The sequence below is a fragment of the Streptomyces sp. NPDC058464 genome (assembly GCF_042721035.1).
In the GTDB taxonomy this organism is placed as follows: domain Bacteria; phylum Actinomycetota; class Actinomycetes; order Streptomycetales; family Streptomycetaceae; genus Streptomyces.
Genome location: NZ_JBHXMA010000001.1, coordinates 68,647 through 86,894, shown reverse-complemented (window position 1 = coordinate 86,894; position 18,248 = coordinate 68,647). Strand labels below are relative to the sequence as shown.

At 72.1% G+C, this 18,248-nt stretch carries 19 protein-coding genes; 11 read left to right on the top strand and 8 right to left on the bottom strand.

Going from position 1 to position 18,248, the window contains the following annotated elements; genetic code table 11:
• Positions 1-13: 13 nt before the first annotated feature.
• Entirely contained in the window at positions 14-319 is a 306-nt protein-coding gene (locus tag ACFWPQ_RS00430; RefSeq protein WP_361282222.1) for an antibiotic biosynthesis monooxygenase, read from the bottom strand.
• A gap of 229 nt (positions 320-548) precedes the next feature.
• On the opposite strand from ACFWPQ_RS00430, the gene ACFWPQ_RS00425 reads away from it, so the two are divergent.
• The 6 genes from ACFWPQ_RS00425 (at position 549) to ACFWPQ_RS00400 (ending at position 7,612) form a co-directional block, all read left to right on the top strand.
• Positions 549-1,514, top strand: coding sequence for a fumarylacetoacetate hydrolase family protein (locus ACFWPQ_RS00425; RefSeq protein WP_384028374.1), 966 nt, complete (start codon positions 549-551; stop codon positions 1,512-1,514).
• Positions 1,511-2,446, top strand: coding sequence for a VOC family protein (locus ACFWPQ_RS00420; protein ID WP_384028372.1), 936 nt, complete (start codon positions 1,511-1,513; stop codon positions 2,444-2,446). The genes ACFWPQ_RS00425 and ACFWPQ_RS00420 overlap by 4 nt, the downstream gene beginning before the upstream one ends.
• Positions 2,447-2,483: 37 nt before the next feature.
• Complete coding sequence (gene hisD, locus ACFWPQ_RS00415; protein ID WP_384028370.1) at positions 2,484-3,785, top strand: histidinol dehydrogenase; 1,302 nt, start codon at positions 2,484-2,486, stop codon at positions 3,783-3,785.
• Complete coding sequence (locus ACFWPQ_RS00410; RefSeq protein WP_384028368.1) at positions 3,782-4,543, top strand: SDR family NAD(P)-dependent oxidoreductase; 762 nt, start codon at positions 3,782-3,784, stop codon at positions 4,541-4,543. Before hisD ends, ACFWPQ_RS00410 begins: the two co-directional genes overlap by 4 nt.
• Before the next feature lie 291 nt (positions 4,544-4,834).
• Positions 4,835-6,742 (top strand): hypothetical protein, encoded by a 1,908-nt coding sequence (locus ACFWPQ_RS00405; protein ID WP_384028366.1) that lies wholly within the window; start codon positions 4,835-4,837, stop codon positions 6,740-6,742.
• Between the two features lie 120 nt (positions 6,743-6,862).
• Entirely contained in the window at positions 6,863-7,612 is a 750-nt protein-coding gene (locus ACFWPQ_RS00400; RefSeq protein WP_384028364.1) for a class I SAM-dependent methyltransferase, read from the top strand.
• On the opposite strand, the gene ACFWPQ_RS00395 is transcribed toward ACFWPQ_RS00400, so the two are convergent.
• The 4 genes from ACFWPQ_RS00395 to ACFWPQ_RS00380 all read right to left on the bottom strand — a co-directional run bounded on the left by ACFWPQ_RS00395 (position 7,582) and on the right by ACFWPQ_RS00380 (position 11,172).
• Entirely contained in the window at positions 7,582-8,325 is a 744-nt protein-coding gene (locus ACFWPQ_RS00395; RefSeq protein WP_361282236.1) for a GntR family transcriptional regulator, read from the bottom strand. The genes ACFWPQ_RS00400 and ACFWPQ_RS00395 overlap by 31 nt on opposite strands.
• Positions 8,326-8,505: 180 nt before the next feature.
• Entirely contained in the window at positions 8,506-9,696 is a 1,191-nt protein-coding gene (locus ACFWPQ_RS00390) for a serine hydrolase domain-containing protein (RefSeq protein ID WP_384028361.1), read from the bottom strand.
• A gap of 89 nt (positions 9,697-9,785) precedes the next feature.
• Positions 9,786-10,190, bottom strand: a complete 405-nt coding sequence (locus ACFWPQ_RS00385; protein ID WP_384028359.1) for a nuclear transport factor 2 family protein — start codon at positions 10,188-10,190, stop codon at positions 9,786-9,788.
• Positions 10,191-10,203: 13 nt separating this feature from the next.
• Complete coding sequence (locus tag ACFWPQ_RS00380) at positions 10,204-11,172, bottom strand: acetylxylan esterase (RefSeq protein WP_384028357.1); 969 nt, start codon at positions 11,170-11,172, stop codon at positions 10,204-10,206.
• 103 nt (positions 11,173-11,275) lie between these two features.
• On the opposite strand from ACFWPQ_RS00380, the gene ACFWPQ_RS00375 reads away from it, so the two are divergent.
• Positions 11,276-12,634, top strand: coding sequence for an 8-oxoguanine deaminase (locus ACFWPQ_RS00375; RefSeq protein ID WP_384028355.1), 1,359 nt, complete (start codon positions 11,276-11,278; stop codon positions 12,632-12,634).
• Between the two features lie 102 nt (positions 12,635-12,736).
• Here ACFWPQ_RS00375 and ACFWPQ_RS00370 read toward each other — a convergent pair whose 3' ends face one another.
• Positions 12,737-13,324 (bottom strand): hypothetical protein, encoded by a 588-nt coding sequence (locus ACFWPQ_RS00370; protein WP_384028353.1) that lies wholly within the window; start codon positions 13,322-13,324, stop codon positions 12,737-12,739.
• A gap of 369 nt (positions 13,325-13,693) precedes the next feature.
• Here ACFWPQ_RS00370 and ACFWPQ_RS00365 point away from each other — a divergent pair, with 369 nt between their 5' ends.
• Entirely contained in the window at positions 13,694-14,587 is an 894-nt protein-coding gene (locus ACFWPQ_RS00365; RefSeq protein ID WP_384028351.1) for an SDR family NAD(P)-dependent oxidoreductase, read from the top strand.
• Positions 14,588-14,645: 58 nt separating this feature from the next.
• Here ACFWPQ_RS00365 and ACFWPQ_RS00360 read toward each other — a convergent pair whose 3' ends face one another.
• Complete coding sequence (locus ACFWPQ_RS00360; RefSeq protein WP_384028349.1) at positions 14,646-15,254, bottom strand: TetR/AcrR family transcriptional regulator; 609 nt, start codon at positions 15,252-15,254, stop codon at positions 14,646-14,648.
• A gap of 258 nt (positions 15,255-15,512) precedes the next feature.
• Between ACFWPQ_RS00360 and ACFWPQ_RS00355 the strand changes: the two genes are divergently transcribed.
• From ACFWPQ_RS00355 to ACFWPQ_RS00345, 3 genes are all read left to right on the top strand, one after another.
• Complete coding sequence (locus ACFWPQ_RS00355) at positions 15,513-15,956, top strand: nitroreductase family deazaflavin-dependent oxidoreductase (protein WP_384028347.1); 444 nt, start codon at positions 15,513-15,515, stop codon at positions 15,954-15,956.
• A gap of 212 nt (positions 15,957-16,168) precedes the next feature.
• Positions 16,169-17,092 (top strand): NADP-dependent oxidoreductase, encoded by a 924-nt coding sequence (locus tag ACFWPQ_RS00350; RefSeq protein WP_384028345.1) that lies wholly within the window; start codon positions 16,169-16,171, stop codon positions 17,090-17,092.
• Positions 17,089-17,838, top strand: a complete 750-nt coding sequence (locus tag ACFWPQ_RS00345; RefSeq protein WP_384028343.1) for a GNAT family N-acetyltransferase — start codon at positions 17,089-17,091, stop codon at positions 17,836-17,838. The genes ACFWPQ_RS00350 and ACFWPQ_RS00345 overlap by 4 nt, the downstream gene beginning before the upstream one ends.
• Here ACFWPQ_RS00345 and ACFWPQ_RS00340 read toward each other — a convergent pair.
• On the bottom strand, positions 17,799-18,200 hold the full coding sequence (locus ACFWPQ_RS00340) for a MarR family winged helix-turn-helix transcriptional regulator (protein WP_384029311.1): 402 nt from the start codon (positions 18,198-18,200) through the stop codon (positions 17,799-17,801). The genes ACFWPQ_RS00345 and ACFWPQ_RS00340 overlap by 40 nt on opposite strands.
• Between the last annotated feature and the right edge of the window lie 48 nt (positions 18,201-18,248).

Sequence of the window (18,248 nt, the reverse complement as noted above, 5' to 3'; positions counted from 1 at the left end):
GGGTCAGCAGCTTTCAGCCGGTGAAGCGGGGGCCCAGCTCGCGGTAGTGCTCGACGGCCGGCGGCGCGGCGAAGAACGGGCCGACCAGGGCCCGCCAGCGCGCGAACCGCTCCGACTCCCGGAAGCCGACCGTGTGCGCCTCGACCGACTCCCAGCCGACGAGCAGCAGGAAGGTCCGCGGCCGCTCCGCGCCGCGCAGCAGCTCGGCCCAGCGGAACCCGTCCGCCTCGGCGAGTACCTCGCGGGCCTTGCCGAAGACCTCCTCGAATTCCGCTTCCCGGCCTTCCTCGACGGTCAGCTCGGCGTGCTCGACAACCACGGTGTGCTCCTCGGTTCGGGGTGGCATCGAGCCTGATCGGCGGTAGGTGCAGGGTCAACGGATCGAGGCATCGACAAGGGGGACGTCATCCATCCCGTACGGCGATGGAGCCGCAGATGGGAGCGCGGAACCGCAGGCGATGGCAGGCATCGCGAACGGCCATTTCCGCCGACCGCCCGCGATGCCTAGCGTCGAAGGCGAGCCCGCACCCGTACGAGGAGAGCCGCCCGTGCCCGAACCTTCCCCCTCCCACGCCGGACCCTTCGCGCTCGGCACCTTCAGCGACGGAGCGGCCCCCTTCCCCGGCCTGGTCGCCGGCACCCGGGTCCGCGACCTCTCCGGCGCGGTCGCGTCGGTACGCGCGCTGGTCGAGGACTGGGACACCTGGCTGCCCCGCCTGCACGAGCTGGCCGCGGCCCCCGACGGCCCCTGGCACAACCTGGCCGACCTGCGGGTCCTGACGCCGATCGAGCCGGGCCAGATCCTGCAGAGCGGCGCCAACTACCGCAAGCACGTGGTCGACCTGGTCGCCGCGGAGAAGGAGAGCGTGCACGGCGCCAGCCCCCAGGAGGCCCGCGCCGACGCCGAGAAGATGATGGACGAGCGGATCCGCGACGGCGTCCCCTACATCTTCCTCGGCTCACCGCGCGCGCTGTGCGGGCCGTACGACGACGTCGTGCTGCCCGCGCTCGGCGAGCAGCACGACTGGGAGCTGGAACTCGCCCTGGTCATCGGGAGGTCGGGGAGGAACATCCCGGCCGCGGAGGCGATGTCGTACGTCGCCGGGTACACGATCAGCAACGACCTCACCACCCGCGACCGGCTGTACCGGCCCGACCTGAAGGCCATCGGCACCGACTGGTTCACCGCGAAGAACGCCGACACCTTCCTGCCGACCGGGCCGTTCCTGGTCCCCGCGGAGTTCGTCGGCGACCCGGGCGACCTGCGGATCACGCTCCGGCACAACGGGGTGGTCCGGCAGGACGAGTCCACCAAGGACATGATCTTCGACATTCCCCGGCTGATCGCCTACGCCTCCACGACCACCACCCTGCGCCCCGGCGACCTGCTGCTCACCGGCTCCCCGGCCGGCAACGGCGCGCACTGGGGGGTCTTCCTCAAGCCCGGAGACGTGATCGACGCGGAGATCACCGGCCTCGGCCATCAGCGCAACACCGTCAGGAGCCACGCATGAGCTTCCAGCCCATCACCCATCTGCGCCATGTCGACCTGGCCGTACCCGACTTCGCCACGCAGCGGGCCTTCTACGGCACCACCTGGGGCCTGACCGAGGTCGCCAACGACAGCGGCATCGCGTTCTTCGCCGCCGAGGGCAGCCCCGAGCAGTACATCGTGCGCATCCGCGAGGACGAGCGGAAGCGGATGGACCTCGTCGCCTTCGGCGCGGTGTCACCGGCGGCCGTCGACGAGCTCGCGGGGCGGCTGGGCCGGGCCGGCGTGCGGATCGTCCACGAGCCCCGCGCACTCGACACCCCCGGCGGCGGCTACGGGCTGCGGTTCTTCGACCCCGACGGGCGGGTCGTCGAGGTCTCGGCCGACGTGGCCACCCGCGCCCACCGGAAGATCGAGGAGCGCGAGGCCATCCCGGTACGGCTCTCGCACTGTGTGGTCAACTCCCAGGACCCGGAGGGGCTGCGGGACTTCTACATCCACAACCTCGGCTTCCGGCTCACCGACACCCTGTACTCCACGCACATGGGTGACCTCATGTACTTCCTGCGGTGCAGCCCGCTGCACCACTCCTTCGCCATCGCGCGCGGCCCCCATGTGTCGCTGCACCACGCCTCGTTCGAGATGCGGGGGGTGGAGGAGTACATGCGCGGCACCGGGCGTGCGCTGCGCGCCGGGACCCGGCTCACCTGGGGCCCGGGACGGCACCTGGCGGGCGACAACACCTTCTCCTACTTCCACGACCCGCACGGCAACACCGTCGAGTACACCACCGAGCTCGCCGTCCTCGAAGAGGACCTGTGGCACCCCGGCCGGCACGACGTGGACGACCCGATCACCCAGGACCAGTGGGGCACCGCCGACCCGATGAGCGAGTCGGTCGCCAAGGAGCAGTTCAACGACCCCGACGTGCTCTTCGAAGCGCCCCCGGTCTGAGCCGCCGATCCGAACACATATGAGAAAGGCCGCAGTTGTGGCAGAGATCCTGAAGCACGCCGTGCCCAAGGCCGAGGTGGCCGCCTCCCTCGACCAGGTGCGCGAGACGGTGACCGGTGTCATCGCGGACATCCGCGAGCGCGGTGACGCGGCCGTCCGCGAGTACTCCGAGAAGTTCGACAAGTGGAGCCCCGACTCCTTCCGGCTGAGCGCGGAGGAGGTCGAGAAGATCGTCGCCTCGGTGCCGCAGCAGGTCATCGACGACATCAGGTTCGTCCAGGAGCAGGTCCGCAGTTTCGCCCGCCACCAGCTCCACTCGATGGGCGAGTTCGAGGTGGAGACGCTGCCGGGCGTGAAGCTCGGCCAGAAGCACATCCCGGTGCAGGCGGCCGGCGCCTACATCCCCGGCGGCCGCTACCCGCTCACCGCCTCCGCCCACATGACCATCGTCACCGCCAAGGTGGCCGGGGTGCCCCGGGTCGTCGCCTGCACCCCGCCGATCCACGGCGAGATCCCCGCCGCCACCGTCGCCGCCATGCACCTCGCGGGCGCCGACGAGATCTGGCTGCTCGGCGGCGTCCAGGCGGTGGCCGCGATGGCCGTGGGCACCGACACCATGGAGCCCGTCAACCTCATCGCAGGACCCGGCAACGCCTATGTCGCCGAGGCCAAGCGCCAGCTCTTCGGCGAGATCGGCATCGACCTGTTCGCCGGACCCACCGAGATCCTGGTCCTCGCCGACGACCAGGCGGACCCATTCGTCTGTGCGGTCGACCTGCTCTCCCAGGCCGAGCACGGCCCGGACTCCCCGGCGGTCCTCATCACCACCTCACGCGAGGTCGCCGAGAAGACCATCGCCGAGGTCGAGCGCCTCCTCCCCGGCATGCCCACCCGCGACTATGCGGAGCCCGCGTGGCGCAACCACGGCCAGGTGCACGTCGTCGGCTCGGTCGACGAACTGTACGAACTCGCCGACGCGTTCGCCTTCGAGCACGTCGAGGTGCTGACCGCCGAGCCGCGCCTCGCGCTGGAGAAGATGACCCAGTACGGCGCGCTGTTCCTCGGCGAGGGCACCTGTGTGTCGTTCGGGGACAAGGTGATCGGCACGAACCATGTGCTGCCCACACGTGGTGCCGCCCGCTACACCGGCGGCCTGTGGGTGGGGAAGTACCTCAAGACGGTCACCTACCAGGAGGTCACCGACACCGCCTCGCAGGCCCTGCTCGGGCGGCTGTGCGGGCGCGCGTCCAGGGTCGAGCTGTTCGAGGGCCACGCCCGCTCGGGTGACGTACGGGCCGCGAGGGCCGCGGGCGACGCGCTGCCGTGGAACGAAGCGTGAGCCTGGACGGCCGTACGGCACTGGTCACCGGCGGGGGAGGGCCGCTCGGCCGGGCCTTCGCGCTGGCGCTCGCCGGCGCCGGCGCCCGGGTGGTCCTGGTCGGCCGGAACGAGCAGGCCCTGGCGGAGGCGGCGGCCAAGGTGGGCGACGCGGCCCGCACGGCGGTGTGCGACGTCTCGGACCCTGCGTCCGTACGCGCCCTGGCCGCCGGACTCGCCGACGAGGACGTGTCGTTGCTCGTCAACAACGCCGGTGTCGCGGGACCGGTGCGGCCGCTCGTCGACATCGAACCCGACGAGTGGGACGACGTGTTCGCCGCCAACGTACGCGGCGTCTACCTCATGTGCCGGGCGTTCCTGCCGCCCATGCTCGCCGCCGGACGGGGCGACATCGTCAACGTCGCCTCGGTCAGCGGCAAGCGCCCGCTGCTCAACCGCACCCCGTACACCGCCTCCAAGATGGCGCTGATCGGCCTCACCAGGACCCTGGCGGGCGAGGTGGGCCCGCGGGGCGTCGCGGTCAACTCCCTCTCCCCGGGCCCGGTCCGGGGACCCCGCATGGACCGCAACTTCCGGCTCACCGCCGAACTCACCGGCTGCACCGTCGAGGAGGCGGAACGCGACTTCGCCTCCCGGGCCGCGCTCGGCCGGCTGGTGGAGGAGGACGAGGTCGCGCAGGCACTGGTCGCCATGCTCGCGATGCCGGGACTGTGCGGGGCGGACATCGACCTGTCGGCGGGGATGATCGCACCGGCGTAGACCAGCTGCAGGAACCCGGCGAGGTGGACGGCATGCGGGCCGTCCGCCTCGCCGTCGTGCGTGCTCACGGCCGAGGGCTGTGGCCACTCTGTGTGAGCGCCATGAAGTGGGCCGCACGATCGAAGGCATCGGGTTCCGGGATGCGTGTGTGCAAGGCCTGTCCCGGGTTTACCGAGGCTGATTCACTCCAACCTGCGCACCTCTGGTGCCTTCGTCGCCCAGGTTCCGACCGGCGACTCGTAACTCTGCGCGACGGCGCACTCGCGCACTCCACCCGTGGAAAGGCCTGCAATGACGCTGACATCCCGACGCTCGTTCCTGATCGCCGGTTCCGCCGCGACAGCGGCCGTGCTCGTTCCGGTCGCCTCCGGCACCGCCACCGCCGCGCCGAAGGCGTCGGGCAGGACGATCTCCGTCGCCGCGGGGGAGACCTACGAACTCGCCGCGACCACCAAGGTCAGCCAGCTGACCATCGGCGACGGCGGCAAGATCGTCGCCCCGGACGGCTACGACATCAGCCTCACCGTCGACGGCGTGGAGACCGGCCAGCTGCTCACCGAGACCGGCGGCACCGCGACCCTGATCCAGGCCGGCACCTACCGCGGCGACGTCGTCCTCACGGTCGCCGAGTCGAACGACGTCACCTACCAGACGCTGACCTTCCCGTTCCGGCAGGCCCTGTACGTCGGTTCGGACGGGGTCGACTCCGCGAAGTCCGTGCTGTCCGCCGTACGCGGCGGCAAGGTCACCGACACGGCCGCCCGCAACGTGTCGATCGCGTCCACCGGCGAGTGCTTCAACGGCGTCTACGTCGAGAGCGCCGACTACACCCTGCAGAGCCCGACCATCACCCTGGACGGCAACGGCCGTTCGGACTTCGCCGGGTACGGCGCGGCCGTGGTCGGCGACGGCTCAGCGACCAAGCTGGTCGTGGACGGCGCCCGGATCAGCAACAAGGGCGTGGTCCGCACCACCGTCATCGCCAACGGCGGCGCCAACGTCCTCGTCAAGGACTCCTTCCTGCGCGCTCGCAACGGCGTCCTGCCCGCCGACTACGAGGCCACCGTCGAGACCCCGTACATGGAGTCGGTGCCCTGGATGCTGGGCCTGGACGGCAACGTCCGCGCCACCAACCTGATCGGCAAGGGCAGCATCGCCACCTACCTCAACTCGACCGTGTTCTCCGAGACCTGGGGCGCGCTGTCGGTCGAGGGCGGCAGCGGCCTCAAGCTGACCGCGATCAACAGCCACGTCGGCAACACCGGCGACTACGGCTACGGCACCTACGCCATCGGCGACGCCACCGTCCGCGTCCTCGGCTCCCGCTTCGACGTCGGCTCCTATGCGACGATCATCGCCGGGCCGGCCGCTGTCGTGCACTACGGCGACAGCACCCGCGACGCCGTCGCCGCCCTCAACACCGAGCTGGATCTCGGCCTGTCCAACGCCGAGTTGCGGAGCATTCCGGAGCGCAGCACGGTGGTCAACTCCGGTCACTTCGGCTACATGTTCTTCGGCGCAGGTCAACTCACCCTGGACGGCGGCACCGTCATCAACTCTGAGCGGGCCACCTTCCTCAACAAGGGCCAGCAGACGACCATTTCGGTGGACGGCTCGCAGGGCGCCAGGCTCAACCCGCGCGACGGGATCATCCTCCAGATGATCGAGCTGGACGACCCGGGCCCGGTCCGCGTCAACGGCAAGATGATGAACGTCGGCGTCTACACCGAGCCCACCACCGACCCGACCAAGAACTCCTCCTTCGACGTCACCGCCGTCCACTCCACCGACGGTGCCGCCACCTTCAGCTCCATCCGGCTGAAGGGCGACTTCTACAACGGCATGCGCAACGGCAAGAACATGGTCCTCACCTTCGAGGACTCCGCTGTCACGGGCGTCATCTCGGCGACCAAGGCCCAGCACCGGGTGTCCTCGATCGACTCGTCCACCTTCTATGAGCTGGGCATCGTCACCAACACCGTGCAGGCCGCCGTCAACAACGGCGTGGTGGTGAAGCTGAACAGCGGCTCCACCTGGACGGTCACCGGGACGTCGTACCTGACCAGTCTCACCCTCGCGGCCGACGCGGCCGTGCGGGCACCGCGCGGCAGGTCCGTGAAGCTGACGGTCGACGGCACCGAGACGGCGATCTCCGCGGGCTCCACCTACACGGGCGCCCTCACGCTCACCGTGGCGTGACGCGTGGCGTCGTGGCGCGATGTCCGGCGCCACGGCGTGACACCAGACCGGAGGCGCGGTCCCTTCCACGGTCCGCGCCTCCTCCGTGTCCGGCGGCGCGAGCTCCCGTAAGCTGGCCGGATGTTCAGCCCCGAAGGCCCGAGCCTCCGTGAACTCGCCGTCCAGGCCCTGTCCTCGGTGGAGCGCGGTTACGACCTGCTGGCCCCGAAGTTCGACCACACCCCCTTCCGGACACCCGACTCGGTCCTGGAGGCGGTCGCGAAGGCGCTCGCCCCGCTCGGCCCCTTCGAGGACGGCCTCGACCTGTGCTGCGGGACCGGAGCCGGCACCGAGGTGCTGGCCCAGGTGTGCCGGCACCGCGTCACCGGGGTCGACTTCAGCGCCGGCATGCTGGAGGTCGCCCGCCGGCAGACCCCGCCCGAGGGCCCGGACGTCACCTATGTGCGCGGCGACGCCCGGGCCCTGCCGTTCGGGCCCGACTTCGACCTGGTCGTCAGCTTCGGGGCGTTCGGCCACTTCCTGCCCCGGGAGCTGCCCGGCCTCTTCGGCCAGGTGCGCGCGGTGCTGCGGCCGGGCGGCACCTTCGCCTTCCCGGTGCTCGCGCCGCCGCGGCCCACCAGCCCCGGTTTCTGGATGCTGCTGGGCTTCGACGCCGTGATGCGGGTCCGCAACGCCCTGTGGCGGCCGCCGTTCGTCATGTACTACCGGGCCTTCCGACTCGGCGATGTACTGGACGAGTTGGCGCGGGCGGGGTTCGGCACGGACCTGTACCCGCTCCCCGAGTTCGGCGAGCGCGACGACGGCAGCCCCCGCGCCCGGCTGGTCGTGGCCCGGCGCGGTCAGCCCGCGGCGGGGACCGTGAACTCGTAGACCAGCGTGTCCTGCTGGGCGTCCACCACCAGGTCGGTGATCTCCAGCGGGCGGGCGTACTGGTCGTGCACCCGGCGGGTCACCCGGACCGAGGACGCGTCCGCGACCTGGGTGATGGAGTCCCGGTGGTGCAGGGTGAGGCCCGCCTTGCGCATCCAGTCGTAGGCCCGGCGCAGCTGCGCGGCGGTACAGCCGTCGGCCCGGTCCCGGTAGCGGCCCAGCTCCTCGACCTCGGTCAGGGCCACCGTCGAGAAGGAGGTCACGGCGGTCCGCAGGGCGTGTCCGTCGGGGGAGGCGGACTCGTAGCGGTGCACCAGGGTCGGCCGGTGCGGGGCCAGCCCCAGCGCCGCCGCGTGCTCGGGCGGCGGCTCCTCCCAGGTGACCGTCGCCCGGTCGACCGCACCGTGATCCGTGGTCCCGGCGCCCACCGGGAAGGCCAGCGAGACCGGGCTCTCCACCGGACGACCGGGCAGCGTCGCGTGGCTGCCCCGCCGGTCGGTGGCCACCAGTCCGCTGTGCCGCAGGACCTCCAGCGCCTGCCGGACGGTCTCCCGGCTGACCCCGAAGTGCTGCGCCAGCTGCCGCTCGGCGGGCAGCCGTTCACCCGGCGGCAGGGTGCCGTCGCGCAGTTCGCCGAGGAGTTGTGTAGCGATCCGCCAGTACAGGGGCTGCCCTTCGCTCTCGGAGTGGTCGTGGGGGGTGGTGCGGGCCATGCCGCGCCTCCTGTGGGTGACAGGGCCTGGTCACCGGGCACACGGACAGGCGTGCTGACGCCTGCCGGCGGGCCCGATGACAAGACGTAGCCGTGCGGGTTCGTTCCGCGACCACATCTAGCATTGGTCTAAACCATCAGGGAAGAGCGGCCGACGGGTTCGGCCGAAACCGTGCGGGCCTCACAGACTCGCGTAAACGGCGTTGACCAGGGCCGTCTTCCGGGGGTCGTCCGCGATCCGCGGCCCCATGCGGTTCATGACGTACCCGAGGGAGACCCCCGCTTCCGGGTCGGCCAACCCGCAGGAGCCGCCGAACCCGTCATGTCCGAAGGCGCGCGGGTTCGGCCCGTACGAGCCGTTCGGCCCGCTCAGCCAGAGCCCGAGGCCGATCTCGGTGTCGTGCTCGAATCCCGCCCCCAGCACCAGGTCACGGCAGCTGCCCTGGCCCTCCCGCACCCGCTCGGCCGCCTCCGGCGACAGCACGCGCAGGCCGCCGTACTCGCCCCGGCCCGCGAACACCCCGTACAGGGCCGCGACCGCGCGTGCCGTGCCGTGCCCGTTGGCCGCCGGGATCTCGGCCGCCCGCCACTCGGGGGTGTTCGCCGCGCTCGCGCCCACCCCCGGGTTGGCCAGGGCCGCGACGGCGGCCGGTGCCAACTGGCTGAAGATCGCGGCCTGTTCGCTGTCCGACACGACCCGCGGATGGACCAGCTCGGCCGCCCGGCCCGATTCCTTCTCCGGCAGCCCGACGGTGAAGTCGATCCCCAGCGGCCCGGTGACCTCCCGCTCCAGGAACGCCCCCGGCAGCAGCCCCGACACCCGCCGTACCACCTCGCCGACCAGGAAGCCGTACGTCAGCGCGTGGTACCCGGACCTGGTCCCCGGCTCCCACCAGGGTTCCGTCGCCGCCAGCCGCGCGGTCGTCAGCTCCCAGTCGTACAGGTCCTGGAGCGAGTGCGGCTCGCGCAGCCCGGACAGCCCGGCCCGGTGCGAGAGCAGATGGCGGACCAGGACCCCCTCCTTGCCGGCTGCCGCGAACTCGGGCCAGTAGCCGGCCACCGGCGCGTCGAGGTCGAGCAGCCCCCGGTCGGCCAGGATGTGCGCACACAGGGCCACCGGGCCCTTGGTGGTGGACCAGACGTTGACCAGGGTGTCGCGTTCCCACGGCCGGGTGCGAGCCGGATCCGTCCAGCCGCCCCAGAGGTCCACCACGGTCTCGCCGCCGACCGTCACCGCGACGGCGGCACCCAGCTCCTCCCGGTCCCGGAAGTTCTCCTCGAACGCCTCCCGCACCGCCGCGAAACGCGGTTCGCAGTGACCGTGGACCTGGACCTGTGGCTGTGGCTGTGGCTGTGGCTCGTGCTCGGACATGCGTCCTCCGTCGTACGCCGGAAAACCCGGACCGCGACGCTGCGGCCCGGGCACACCGAACGTACCGACTGGTCGGACTGGAGGGAAGGTCAGAGGAGGAAGAGTCGCCCGGCCGGCTCCTGGTGCCCGTCGGCGGAGTGCCAGTAGTCGCGGCTCTCCACCGCGAGCCCCTGCGTATCGAAGCGTACGAACACGCACCCGGCCAGCGTGGCCGCCGCACCCCCCTCCTCGGACCGGACGCGGAACTCCGCGGCCGCGACCCCGTCCGGGCCCACCAGCGGGGCCGAGAACCTGACGTCCGTCACCCGCTCCGCCTCGAACGACCAGCGCAGATAGGCGGCGAGTTCGTCCCGCCCCCGGTGCGGATCGCGGAACGGCATCGAGCGGTGCACGCAGTCCTCGGCGTACAGGGCGAGCAGCGCGTCCACGTCGTGCGCGGCCCAGCCCCGCTCCCAGGCCTTGACGAACCGCTCGGCGGCCTCGCGCGTGTCCATCTCCCTCGCCTCCTCAGACGTGCGAGCGCAGCCAGCGCACCTTCGCCGCCTCGTGGTACGGGCCGCCGCCCTCGTGGTCGTTGTAGTCGTACACCTCGATCGTCTTGTCCTCGTGCGCCCAGGAGTTGAAGGCCGCGTAGACCGTGGAGGGCGGGCAGGTCTGGTCCTCCAGGGCCGCCGAGAACAGCGCCGGGGCCCGGCCGCGCGCCGCGAAGTGCACACCGTCGAAGTAGGAGAGGGTGCGCTGCACGTCCGCCGAGCGGCCGCGGTGGGTCCTGAGGAACAGGGCGATCTCCCGGTACGGGTGACGGTCCGTCAGATCGACGGCCCGCGGAAAGTCGCACAGGAACGGCACGTCGGGGGCGACCGCGACCAGGTCGGGGACCAGGCCGCCGACCGCGACGGTGATCCCGCCGCCCTGGCTGGCCCCGAGCACCACGGTCCGCGACGCGTCGGTCAGCGGGTGCGAACGGGCCGCCTCCACGGCTCGTACCGCGTCCGTGAACACCCGCCGGTAGTAGTAGTTCTCCGGCGCATCGATGCCCCGCGTCATGAACCCGGGATACGCCGGCGCGCCGCCCACCGGGTCGGCGGTGGCGCCCCCGCCGCCCCAGGCGCTGCCCTGGCCCCGGGTGTCCATCGTGAAGTGCGCCCGTCCCGTCGACGCCCAGAGCAGGTTCTCGTGCGGAAGCCCGCGCCCGCCGCCGTACCCGATGAACTCCACGACCAGCGGCAGCGGCCCGGTCGCTCCGGCCGGCAGTCGCAGCCAGCCCTTGACCGGGTGGCCGCCGAACCCGGCGAACGTCACGTCGAAGACGTCGACCGTGGACAGCCCGGTGTCGACGGGTTCGAAGCGGGCGCCGAGATCGTGCTCGCGGGCCTCCTGGAGGGTCTTGGACCAGAAGGCGTCGAAGTCGTCCGGTGCCACCGACTCGCTGCGGTGTTCGCGGAGCTCGTCCAGGGGAAGGTCGAACAGGGCCATCAACAACCGCCTCGGTGAAGGAAAGGTGCGGATGATCACACCGTACGTGGGTGGTCCGACGAATCGCCAGGCCTCTGCGCCGACCGACCCCTACGATGAACCCATGCCATCAGCTGTCGATCTGCTGGTCAGAGACGCCGGACTGCTCGTCGTGGACGGCGGGCGGGAGATCCCGGGCGGTTGGGTGGCCCTGGCCGGTGGTCGGGTCACCTCGGTCGGAACGGCCGGAACCGAGCCCGAGGCCCGTACGGTCCTCTCCGCGTCCGGACGGCTCGTCACCCCCGGCCTCGTCAACACCCACCACCACATGTACCAGAACCTCACCCGCTCCTACGCCCCGGCTGTCAACGGCTCTCTCTTCGACTGGCTGACCACCCTCTACCCCCTGTGGGCCGGCCTCGACGAGGAGGCCGCCTACGTCTCCGCGTACGTCGGTATGGCGGAACTCCTCATGGGCGGCTGCACCACATCCTCCGACCACCTCTATGTGCATCCGCGCCCCGGCCTGGTCGACGCCGAGATCCGCGCGGCCCGCGACATCGGCTTCCGCTTCCACGCCACCCGCGGTTCGATGACCCGCTCCGTCGAGGACGGCGGACTGCCGCCGCGGAGCGTCACCCAGACCACCGACGAGGTCCTCGCCGACAGCGAACGGCTGATCAAGGCGCACCACGACCCCGCGCCGGGCGCCCTGATCCGGGTCGCGCTCGCCCCCTGCTCACCCTTCTCGGTGACCAAGGAGGTGATGACGGCGACCGCCGAACTCGCCGAGCGGTACGACGTCCGCCTGCACACCCATCTCGCCGAGGACCACGACGAGGACACCTACTGCCTGGCGACCTACGGCTGCCGTCCCGTCGAGTACTTCGAGGACTGCGGCTGGCTGAGCGACCGCACCTGGGTCGCCCACTGCATCTACCCGAACGACGGCGAACTGCGCCGGCTCGCCGCCGCGGGTGTCGGCGTCGCGCACTGTCCCAGCTCCAACATGCTCATCGGCGGCGGCACCGCCCGGGTGCGGGAGATGCGCGAGCTGGGACTCCCCGTGGGCATGGGCTGTGACGGCTCGGCCTCCACCGACCATGCGTCCCTCTGGATGGAGACGCGCAACGCCCTGCTGCTCGGCCGCTACCGGGGCGGCCCCGCCGCCATGACCGCCCGGGACGCCCTGGACATCGCCACCCGCGGTTCGGCCCGGTGCCTCGGCCGCGCCGACGAACTCGGCCATCTGCGTCCCGGGGCCTGCGCCGACCTGGTCGTCTGGGACCTCCACGAGGTCGCCCTGGCCGGTGCCCTCACCGACCCCGTGGAGGCCTGGCTGCGCTGCGGGCCCGCGCGGGCGTGGACGACGGTGGTCGGCGGGCGGGTGCTGGTCGACGCGGGCGAGCCCGTCCTGCCGGGGCTGCCGGACGCGCTGCGCACGCACGCGCGCGTGGCCCGCCGACTGCAGGCGACCGACTAGCGGGATGAACGGCCAGCGGGTTGGCCGACCAGCGGTTTGAAGGGCCAGCCGGTTGGGCGACCAGCGGTTTGACCGGCCGGTCGGCTGGGCGGCTAGCGGGTTTCAGGCGCGCCCACGGGTCCAGTCCGGCCCGGTGCGCGCCCACTCCTGCTCCCACTCGGCGAGCCGGTGGGAGAGCGCCACCCGGCGCACCACGCCATGGCCGAGCAGCACCACGGCCGCCGCGCCGCCCGCCCCGCACAGCCCCACGGTGACCGTGTGCTGCCAGACGGCGATGTCGTCGGGCGGCGGGGCGACCCCGTGCCCCTGCCGGTCGAACCACACGTCCACCACGTCACCGGTCCGGGTTCCCGCCGGCACCCGAGCCAGGGCGGTCTTCGTCCCCTGGCCCGGAACCGTCCAGCGGACGTTCGTCTCGTAGGCGTGCGCACGGTCGCCGCCCTGCACCGAGGGCAGCTGATCCGGGGTACCGCCGACGACCACGGCCCGGACCATGTGCCGCTCGGCCCGCTCCACCGCCGCCACCGACCGCGCCTGCCCGTAGGCCCACAGCCCGGCCACCGCCCCGACCAGGGGAGCGCCCACACCCAGCAGGACCGCGACAGCCAGCGCGATCCACGCCTCAACCACGTCGGACTTGCGCCGCAGCGGGTTCTGCCGCCAGCGCCAGCCACGCACCCGGGTACGCATGTCGACCTCCTCGCCGCCGCAAGAGCCGGAGGGCCGGACAGTCGGTCCGCAGCTCCCAGCGTGCCCCCGCTCGCACACGAGCGTCCACACGGGAGTGGTACCCCGAACGGAGTACCTGGCTCACTCTGCGGAACCACGGACGCGGCGCGGGCGGAAGCGCGCGGTCCGGCGCGCGCCGCACGCCCGGCCCCGGCGCCCCGCGAATACCCGGACCGCACGCCCTGGCAGGTCACCGCGGGGAGCCCGCGCTCGTCCGGACCGCTCGACGAGGAGCCGGGAGCGGTCGATTCAACCCGTTCGAGAAAGCGGGGTAAAGTCCACTTCTGTTACAGTCCGAGACAGCGTCACTACGGAGACAGGGAGGCCCAGATGCCCGTCAGCGGCGTTCCGGACCGCGGTACGGTCCTGGATCCCACCCCGTTCGAGCGCCTCGACCTGTCGGGCAGGCGGCTGGTCGTCGTCGGAGGCACCAACGGCCTGGGGCGGGCCGTCGCTCGGCAGGCGCTGGCCCGTGGGGCGGAGGTCACCGTGGTCGGCAGGACGCCGCGGGACGCCCCGTCCGCCCGGCTGACGTTCGTCGAGGCCGACCTCTCCTCGATGCGCGAGGCCGTCCGCCTGGGGCAGGAACTTCCCGTGGAGTCGGCCGACGTCGTCCTGTTCACCCTCGGCATCTTCGCGGCCAAGGTGCGCGAGGAGACCGACGAGCGCGTCGAGCGGGACATGGCGGTGAGCTACCTGAGCCGCTTCGCGGTGCTCCAAGGCCTCGCCTCCCGCCTGGGAACGGCGCGCCCGGACCCCGCGCCCCGGCCTCGCGTGTTCGTCATGGGCGCACCGGGCACCGGAGCCGCCGGTGACCCCGACGACCTCAACGCCGACCGGCACTACAACGGGATGCGGGCGCACCTGAACACGGTGGTGGCGAACGAAGCCCTGGTCCTCGCGCGGCGGGACAAGCCCTTCGGCCCCGCGTACTTCGGGTTGAACCCCGGCGTCATCAAGACCGACATCCGCGCCAACTACCTGGGAGAGGGCGGCATCACCCACCGGCTCCTGGAGACGGTCATCGGGCTGGTCGCCCAGTCACCCCAGCGCTACGCCCGGCGCATCGTGCCGCTCCTGTTCGACCCGGACCTCGACGGACACGGCGGCGCGCTGTTCAACAGCAAGGCTCGCCCCATCCTGCCCTCCCGGAAACTGGACGAGGAACGCGTAGGCCGATTCATGTCGGCCTCGGACGAACTGCTGCGCCGCGCTCTCTCCTGAGGCGCCGAACCGGCGGGCACGACACGGCGGTTCGACGGTCACCGGGTCTGCGGGCGGTTCAGGAACGGCACACGCGGCGGACGATGTCCTGCCAACCGTCTGCCAGCCTCCGCTCGGCGTCCTGTTCGCCCTGGCCGAGCTCGGTCGACGAGATGTACAGGAGGAGGGGTCCGTCAAGGGCGGCGGTCAGTTGTACGGCCAGAAGATCGCGGTCGGCGGGCCCGAGGTCTATCTGGCCCAGGAGCATGCGGATGTGCATCCGTGACAGCGGTGTCTGACTGCGGGCGGGGACGGGCTGTCGTCCGTCGAGCGCGGAGCGCGCGATGTCGTGGTGGTCGATGAGGAACCGGACACGGGCTTTCCCGTAGGCGATCAGGCGCTCCAGCGGCGGTGCCCCCGGCCCCAGGGGCGGTGGTCCGGACAGCACGCGTTCCTGGAAGGCGTACTCGCCGTCGTCCAGCAGGGCCTGGAAGATGCCGGCGCGGGTCTTGAAGCGACGGAACACGGTGCCCTTGCCCAACCCGGAGCGCTCGGCGAGCGCGTCCATCGTGATCCTGTCCGGCCCGAGCTCCGTGAGCATCTCCCGCGCGGTGGCCAGAAGGCGCTGCCGGTTGCGTGCGGCATCGACACGCTCGGGAGCCGGTTGTGACAAGTCGGTCCGTTCCACACGGTCACCTTACGTCGACGCCGAGAAGCGGAGGGGGCGACCGGCCTGCGCTCGGTCAACGCCCCGGCCGGGCCGGTGTGTTGTGAGCGCGGCCGGGTGGTGGACGGGGCGGCGGGGCGGCCCGAGTGGGCCTCGCCCTGATTGCGGCATGCGCATCGCCGCCCCGGCAGTAGCGGGGTATAGTCCGCTTATGGTCCTGTGGGTGCGTGGCAACAGGCTGCCGCAGCCGGGCCGATCCTTGTATTGGATGGTGCAGACATGCCGCTCACCGGGGAATACGAGCCGAGTGCGTTCGACTTCGCCCGCAATCAGGTTGAGCTGTACGAACGTTCCGGCGGCACCGAGGGCACGGACAACCAGGGCAGGCCGGTGATCGTGCTGACGTCGGTGGGCGCCAAGAGCGGGAAGCTGCGCAAGACACCGCTGATGCGTGTCGAGCACGCGGGGGAGTACGCCGTCGTCGCCTCACTGGGCGGCGCGCCCAAGCACCCTGTCTGGTACTACAACCTGGCTGCGAACCCGCATGTGGAGCTCCAGGACGGTCCGGTGAAGAAGGACTACCGGGCCAGGGAGGTGGACGGCGAGGACTACGAGGCGTGGTTCCAGCGGGCCGTCGAGACCTGGCCGGACTACGCCGAGTACCAGAAGAAGACCACCCGGAAGATGCCCATCTTCGTTCTCACGCCCTTCGACGCGCAGTGATCGGCTCCTGAGGCCGGGCGGCGGGACCCTGACCGCCCCGCGGCCGGACGTCCGGCGTCGTCGGTGCGTGGGTTCCCGCCCAGGTCAGGGTCCCGATCATTGCGGCCGTATGAACGATCCGCGGGTGCGGGAATAGCGGCCGTGTACTCATCCTTGCCGCTGAGTGCCGCTGCCGGGACACCGGTGACAGCACCAGAGAGCGAGGAAACACGATGCCCAAGGCGTACGTCTACACCAGGCACGGCGGGCCCGAGACCGAGGCCTTCGCCGAGCTGGACCGGCCCGTTCCCGGCCCCGGCGAACTGCTCGTCGCGGTCCGCGCGGCGGGGGTCAACCCCGTCGACTGGAAGCTGCGGGGCGGGTTCCGCCGCCCCGGCGAAGGGGAGGCGCGCTTCCCGGTCGTCCTCGGCAGCGAGGCCGCGGGTGTGGTCGAGGAGATCGGCGAGGGCGTGACCGGGTTCGCGACCGGCGACGAGGTCTTCGGCAACACGGCCGGCGGCGCGTTCGCCGAGTACGCCCTGCTGCAGGCGTCCGTGACCGCGCACAAGCCCGCCGCGCTGTCCTTCGCCGACGCCGCCACCCTGCCGGTCGCCGCGGCCACCGCCTACGACGGCGTACGCCAGCTCGACCTGCCCGAGGGTGCGACCCTGCTGGTCACCGGTGCGGGCGGCGGTGTCGGCGCGGCGGTCCTGCAGATCGCCCACGCCTGGGGCCTGCGGGTGGTCGGTGTGGCCAGTGCGGCCAAGAAGGGTGTCGTGGAGTCGCTGGGCGCCGTCCACGTGGCCTCCGGCCCTGGGCTGGCCGACCGGGTGCGCGCGGCCGCGCCCCGGGGTGTGGACGGCGTCTACGACCTGGTCGGCGGCGAGGTGCTCGCCGAGGCGGCCGGGCTGCTCGCCGACCGGACCAAGCTGATCACCGCGGGCGCCCCGCCGGAGACCGTCGCCGCGCTGGGCGGCGCCCGGGTCGAACGCGCCCGTACCGCCGCGGTCCTGGACGAGGTGGCCGAGCTCGTCGTGGCCGGGGAACTGGACCCCCATGTCTCGCAGACCTTCCCGCTGGACAGGGCCGACGAGGCGCTGCGCGCCGTCGAGGACGGGCACGCGCTCGGCAAGATCGTGATCGAGGTCGCCATATGAGCGTCCCGAACCCCCGCGAGGGCGCCCCGCACATCCTGGACAACCCCGCCCGCGCCTCGCTCACCGGCCCGCACGCCCTCTTCGCCGAGCGGCGCGGCCGGATCCTGCGCTACCCCGTCGACGTCTCCCCGTGGCTGGCGCTGCCCGACGACCCCGACGCCGACGACTGGGCGGACCTCGCCGCCCTGGCCGGCCCCGGCGCGGAGGTCCCGCTGCCCGGTTACCGCGGTGAGCTTCCGGAGGGCTGGGAGCGCACCATGGACATCGCGGGCGTACAGCTGGTGGACGAGGGCATGGAAGGGGTCCCGGAGCCGGCCGCGGTCCGGCTGGGCCCGGCCGACGTCCCGGAGATCCTCGACCTGGTCGAGCGCACCCGCCCCGGCCCGTTCCTGCCCCGCACCATCGAACTCGGCACCTACCTGGGCATCCGCCGCGACGGCAGGCTGATCGCGATGGCGGGGGAGCGGCTGCACCCGCCGGGCTGGACCGAGATCAGCGCGGTCTGCACCGACCCGGCCTACCGCGGCGAGGGCCTCGCGACCCGGCTGATCCGCGCGGTCGCGTACGGCATCCGGGAGCGCGGCGAGACCCCGTTCCTGCACACCGGCGCCGAGAACACCACCGCGATCCGGCTGTACGAGTCGCTCGGCTTCCGGCTGCGCCGCCGGACCGCCTTCATCGCGGCCCGGGTGCCGGCGTCGCTCGGTCAGTCGCCGGCGGAGCCCGCCGAGGTCCCGGCGTTGTAGCGCTCCAGGTATCCGGCGAACCTGACCAGGTCCGCCTCCGGCCAGTCCGCCAGCCGCTCCCGGAAGGCCGCCCGGCGGCTCCGCGTGACCTGGGCCAGGATCTCCTCTCCCGCCTCCGTCAGATGCAGCACCTGGACCCGGTGGTCCTCCGGGTCCAGGCGCCGCTCGATCAGACCCGCCCGCTCCAGCGCCGCCACCTGCCGGCTGACCGTCGACTTGTCCAGCGCGTAGTGCGCGGCCAGATCGGTGGCCCGGCAGCCACCGCTCTCCTCCAGATGCCCGAGCAGCGTGTACGACACCAGCGACAGCTCGGGGTGCATGCGCCCGGCCGACGCCCGGGCCCGGCGCGCGAAGATGGTCATCTCGCGCTGGATGGTCTCGACTGCCGTCTCCGCCGCTGTCACGGGAAT

Coding starts and splice junctions, on each gene's coding strand:
- ACFWPQ_RS00420 (WP_384028372.1), top strand. CDS start 1,511: ATGAGCTTCCAGCCCATCACCCATCTGCGCCATGTCGACCTGGCCGTA.
- ACFWPQ_RS00405 (WP_384028366.1), top strand. CDS start 4,835: ATGACGCTGACATCCCGACGCTCGTTCCTGATCGCCGGTTCCGCCGCG.
- ACFWPQ_RS00400 (WP_384028364.1), top strand. CDS start 6,863: ATGTTCAGCCCCGAAGGCCCGAGCCTCCGTGAACTCGCCGTCCAGGCC.
- ACFWPQ_RS00395 (WP_361282236.1), bottom strand. CDS start 8,325: ATGGCCCGCACCACCCCCCACGACCACTCCGAGAGCGAAGGGCAGCCC.
- ACFWPQ_RS00390 (WP_384028361.1), bottom strand. CDS start 9,696: ATGTCCGAGCACGAGCCACAGCCACAGCCACAGCCACAGGTCCAGGTC.
- ACFWPQ_RS00385 (WP_384028359.1), bottom strand. CDS start 10,190: ATGGACACGCGCGAGGCCGCCGAGCGGTTCGTCAAGGCCTGGGAGCGG.
- ACFWPQ_RS00380 (WP_384028357.1), bottom strand. CDS start 11,172: ATGGCCCTGTTCGACCTTCCCCTGGACGAGCTCCGCGAACACCGCAGC.
- ACFWPQ_RS00375 (WP_384028355.1), top strand. CDS start 11,276: ATGCCATCAGCTGTCGATCTGCTGGTCAGAGACGCCGGACTGCTCGTC.
- ACFWPQ_RS00370 (WP_384028353.1), bottom strand. CDS start 13,324: ATGCGTACCCGGGTGCGTGGCTGGCGCTGGCGGCAGAACCCGCTGCGG.
- ACFWPQ_RS00365 (WP_384028351.1), top strand. CDS start 13,694: ATGCCCGTCAGCGGCGTTCCGGACCGCGGTACGGTCCTGGATCCCACC.
- ACFWPQ_RS00355 (WP_384028347.1), top strand. CDS start 15,513: ATGCCGCTCACCGGGGAATACGAGCCGAGTGCGTTCGACTTCGCCCGC.
- ACFWPQ_RS00350 (WP_384028345.1), top strand. CDS start 16,169: ATGCCCAAGGCGTACGTCTACACCAGGCACGGCGGGCCCGAGACCGAG.
- ACFWPQ_RS00345 (WP_384028343.1), top strand. CDS start 17,089: ATGAGCGTCCCGAACCCCCGCGAGGGCGCCCCGCACATCCTGGACAAC.
- ACFWPQ_RS00340 (WP_384029311.1), bottom strand. CDS start 18,200: ATGACCATCTTCGCGCGCCGGGCCCGGGCGTCGGCCGGGCGCATGCAC.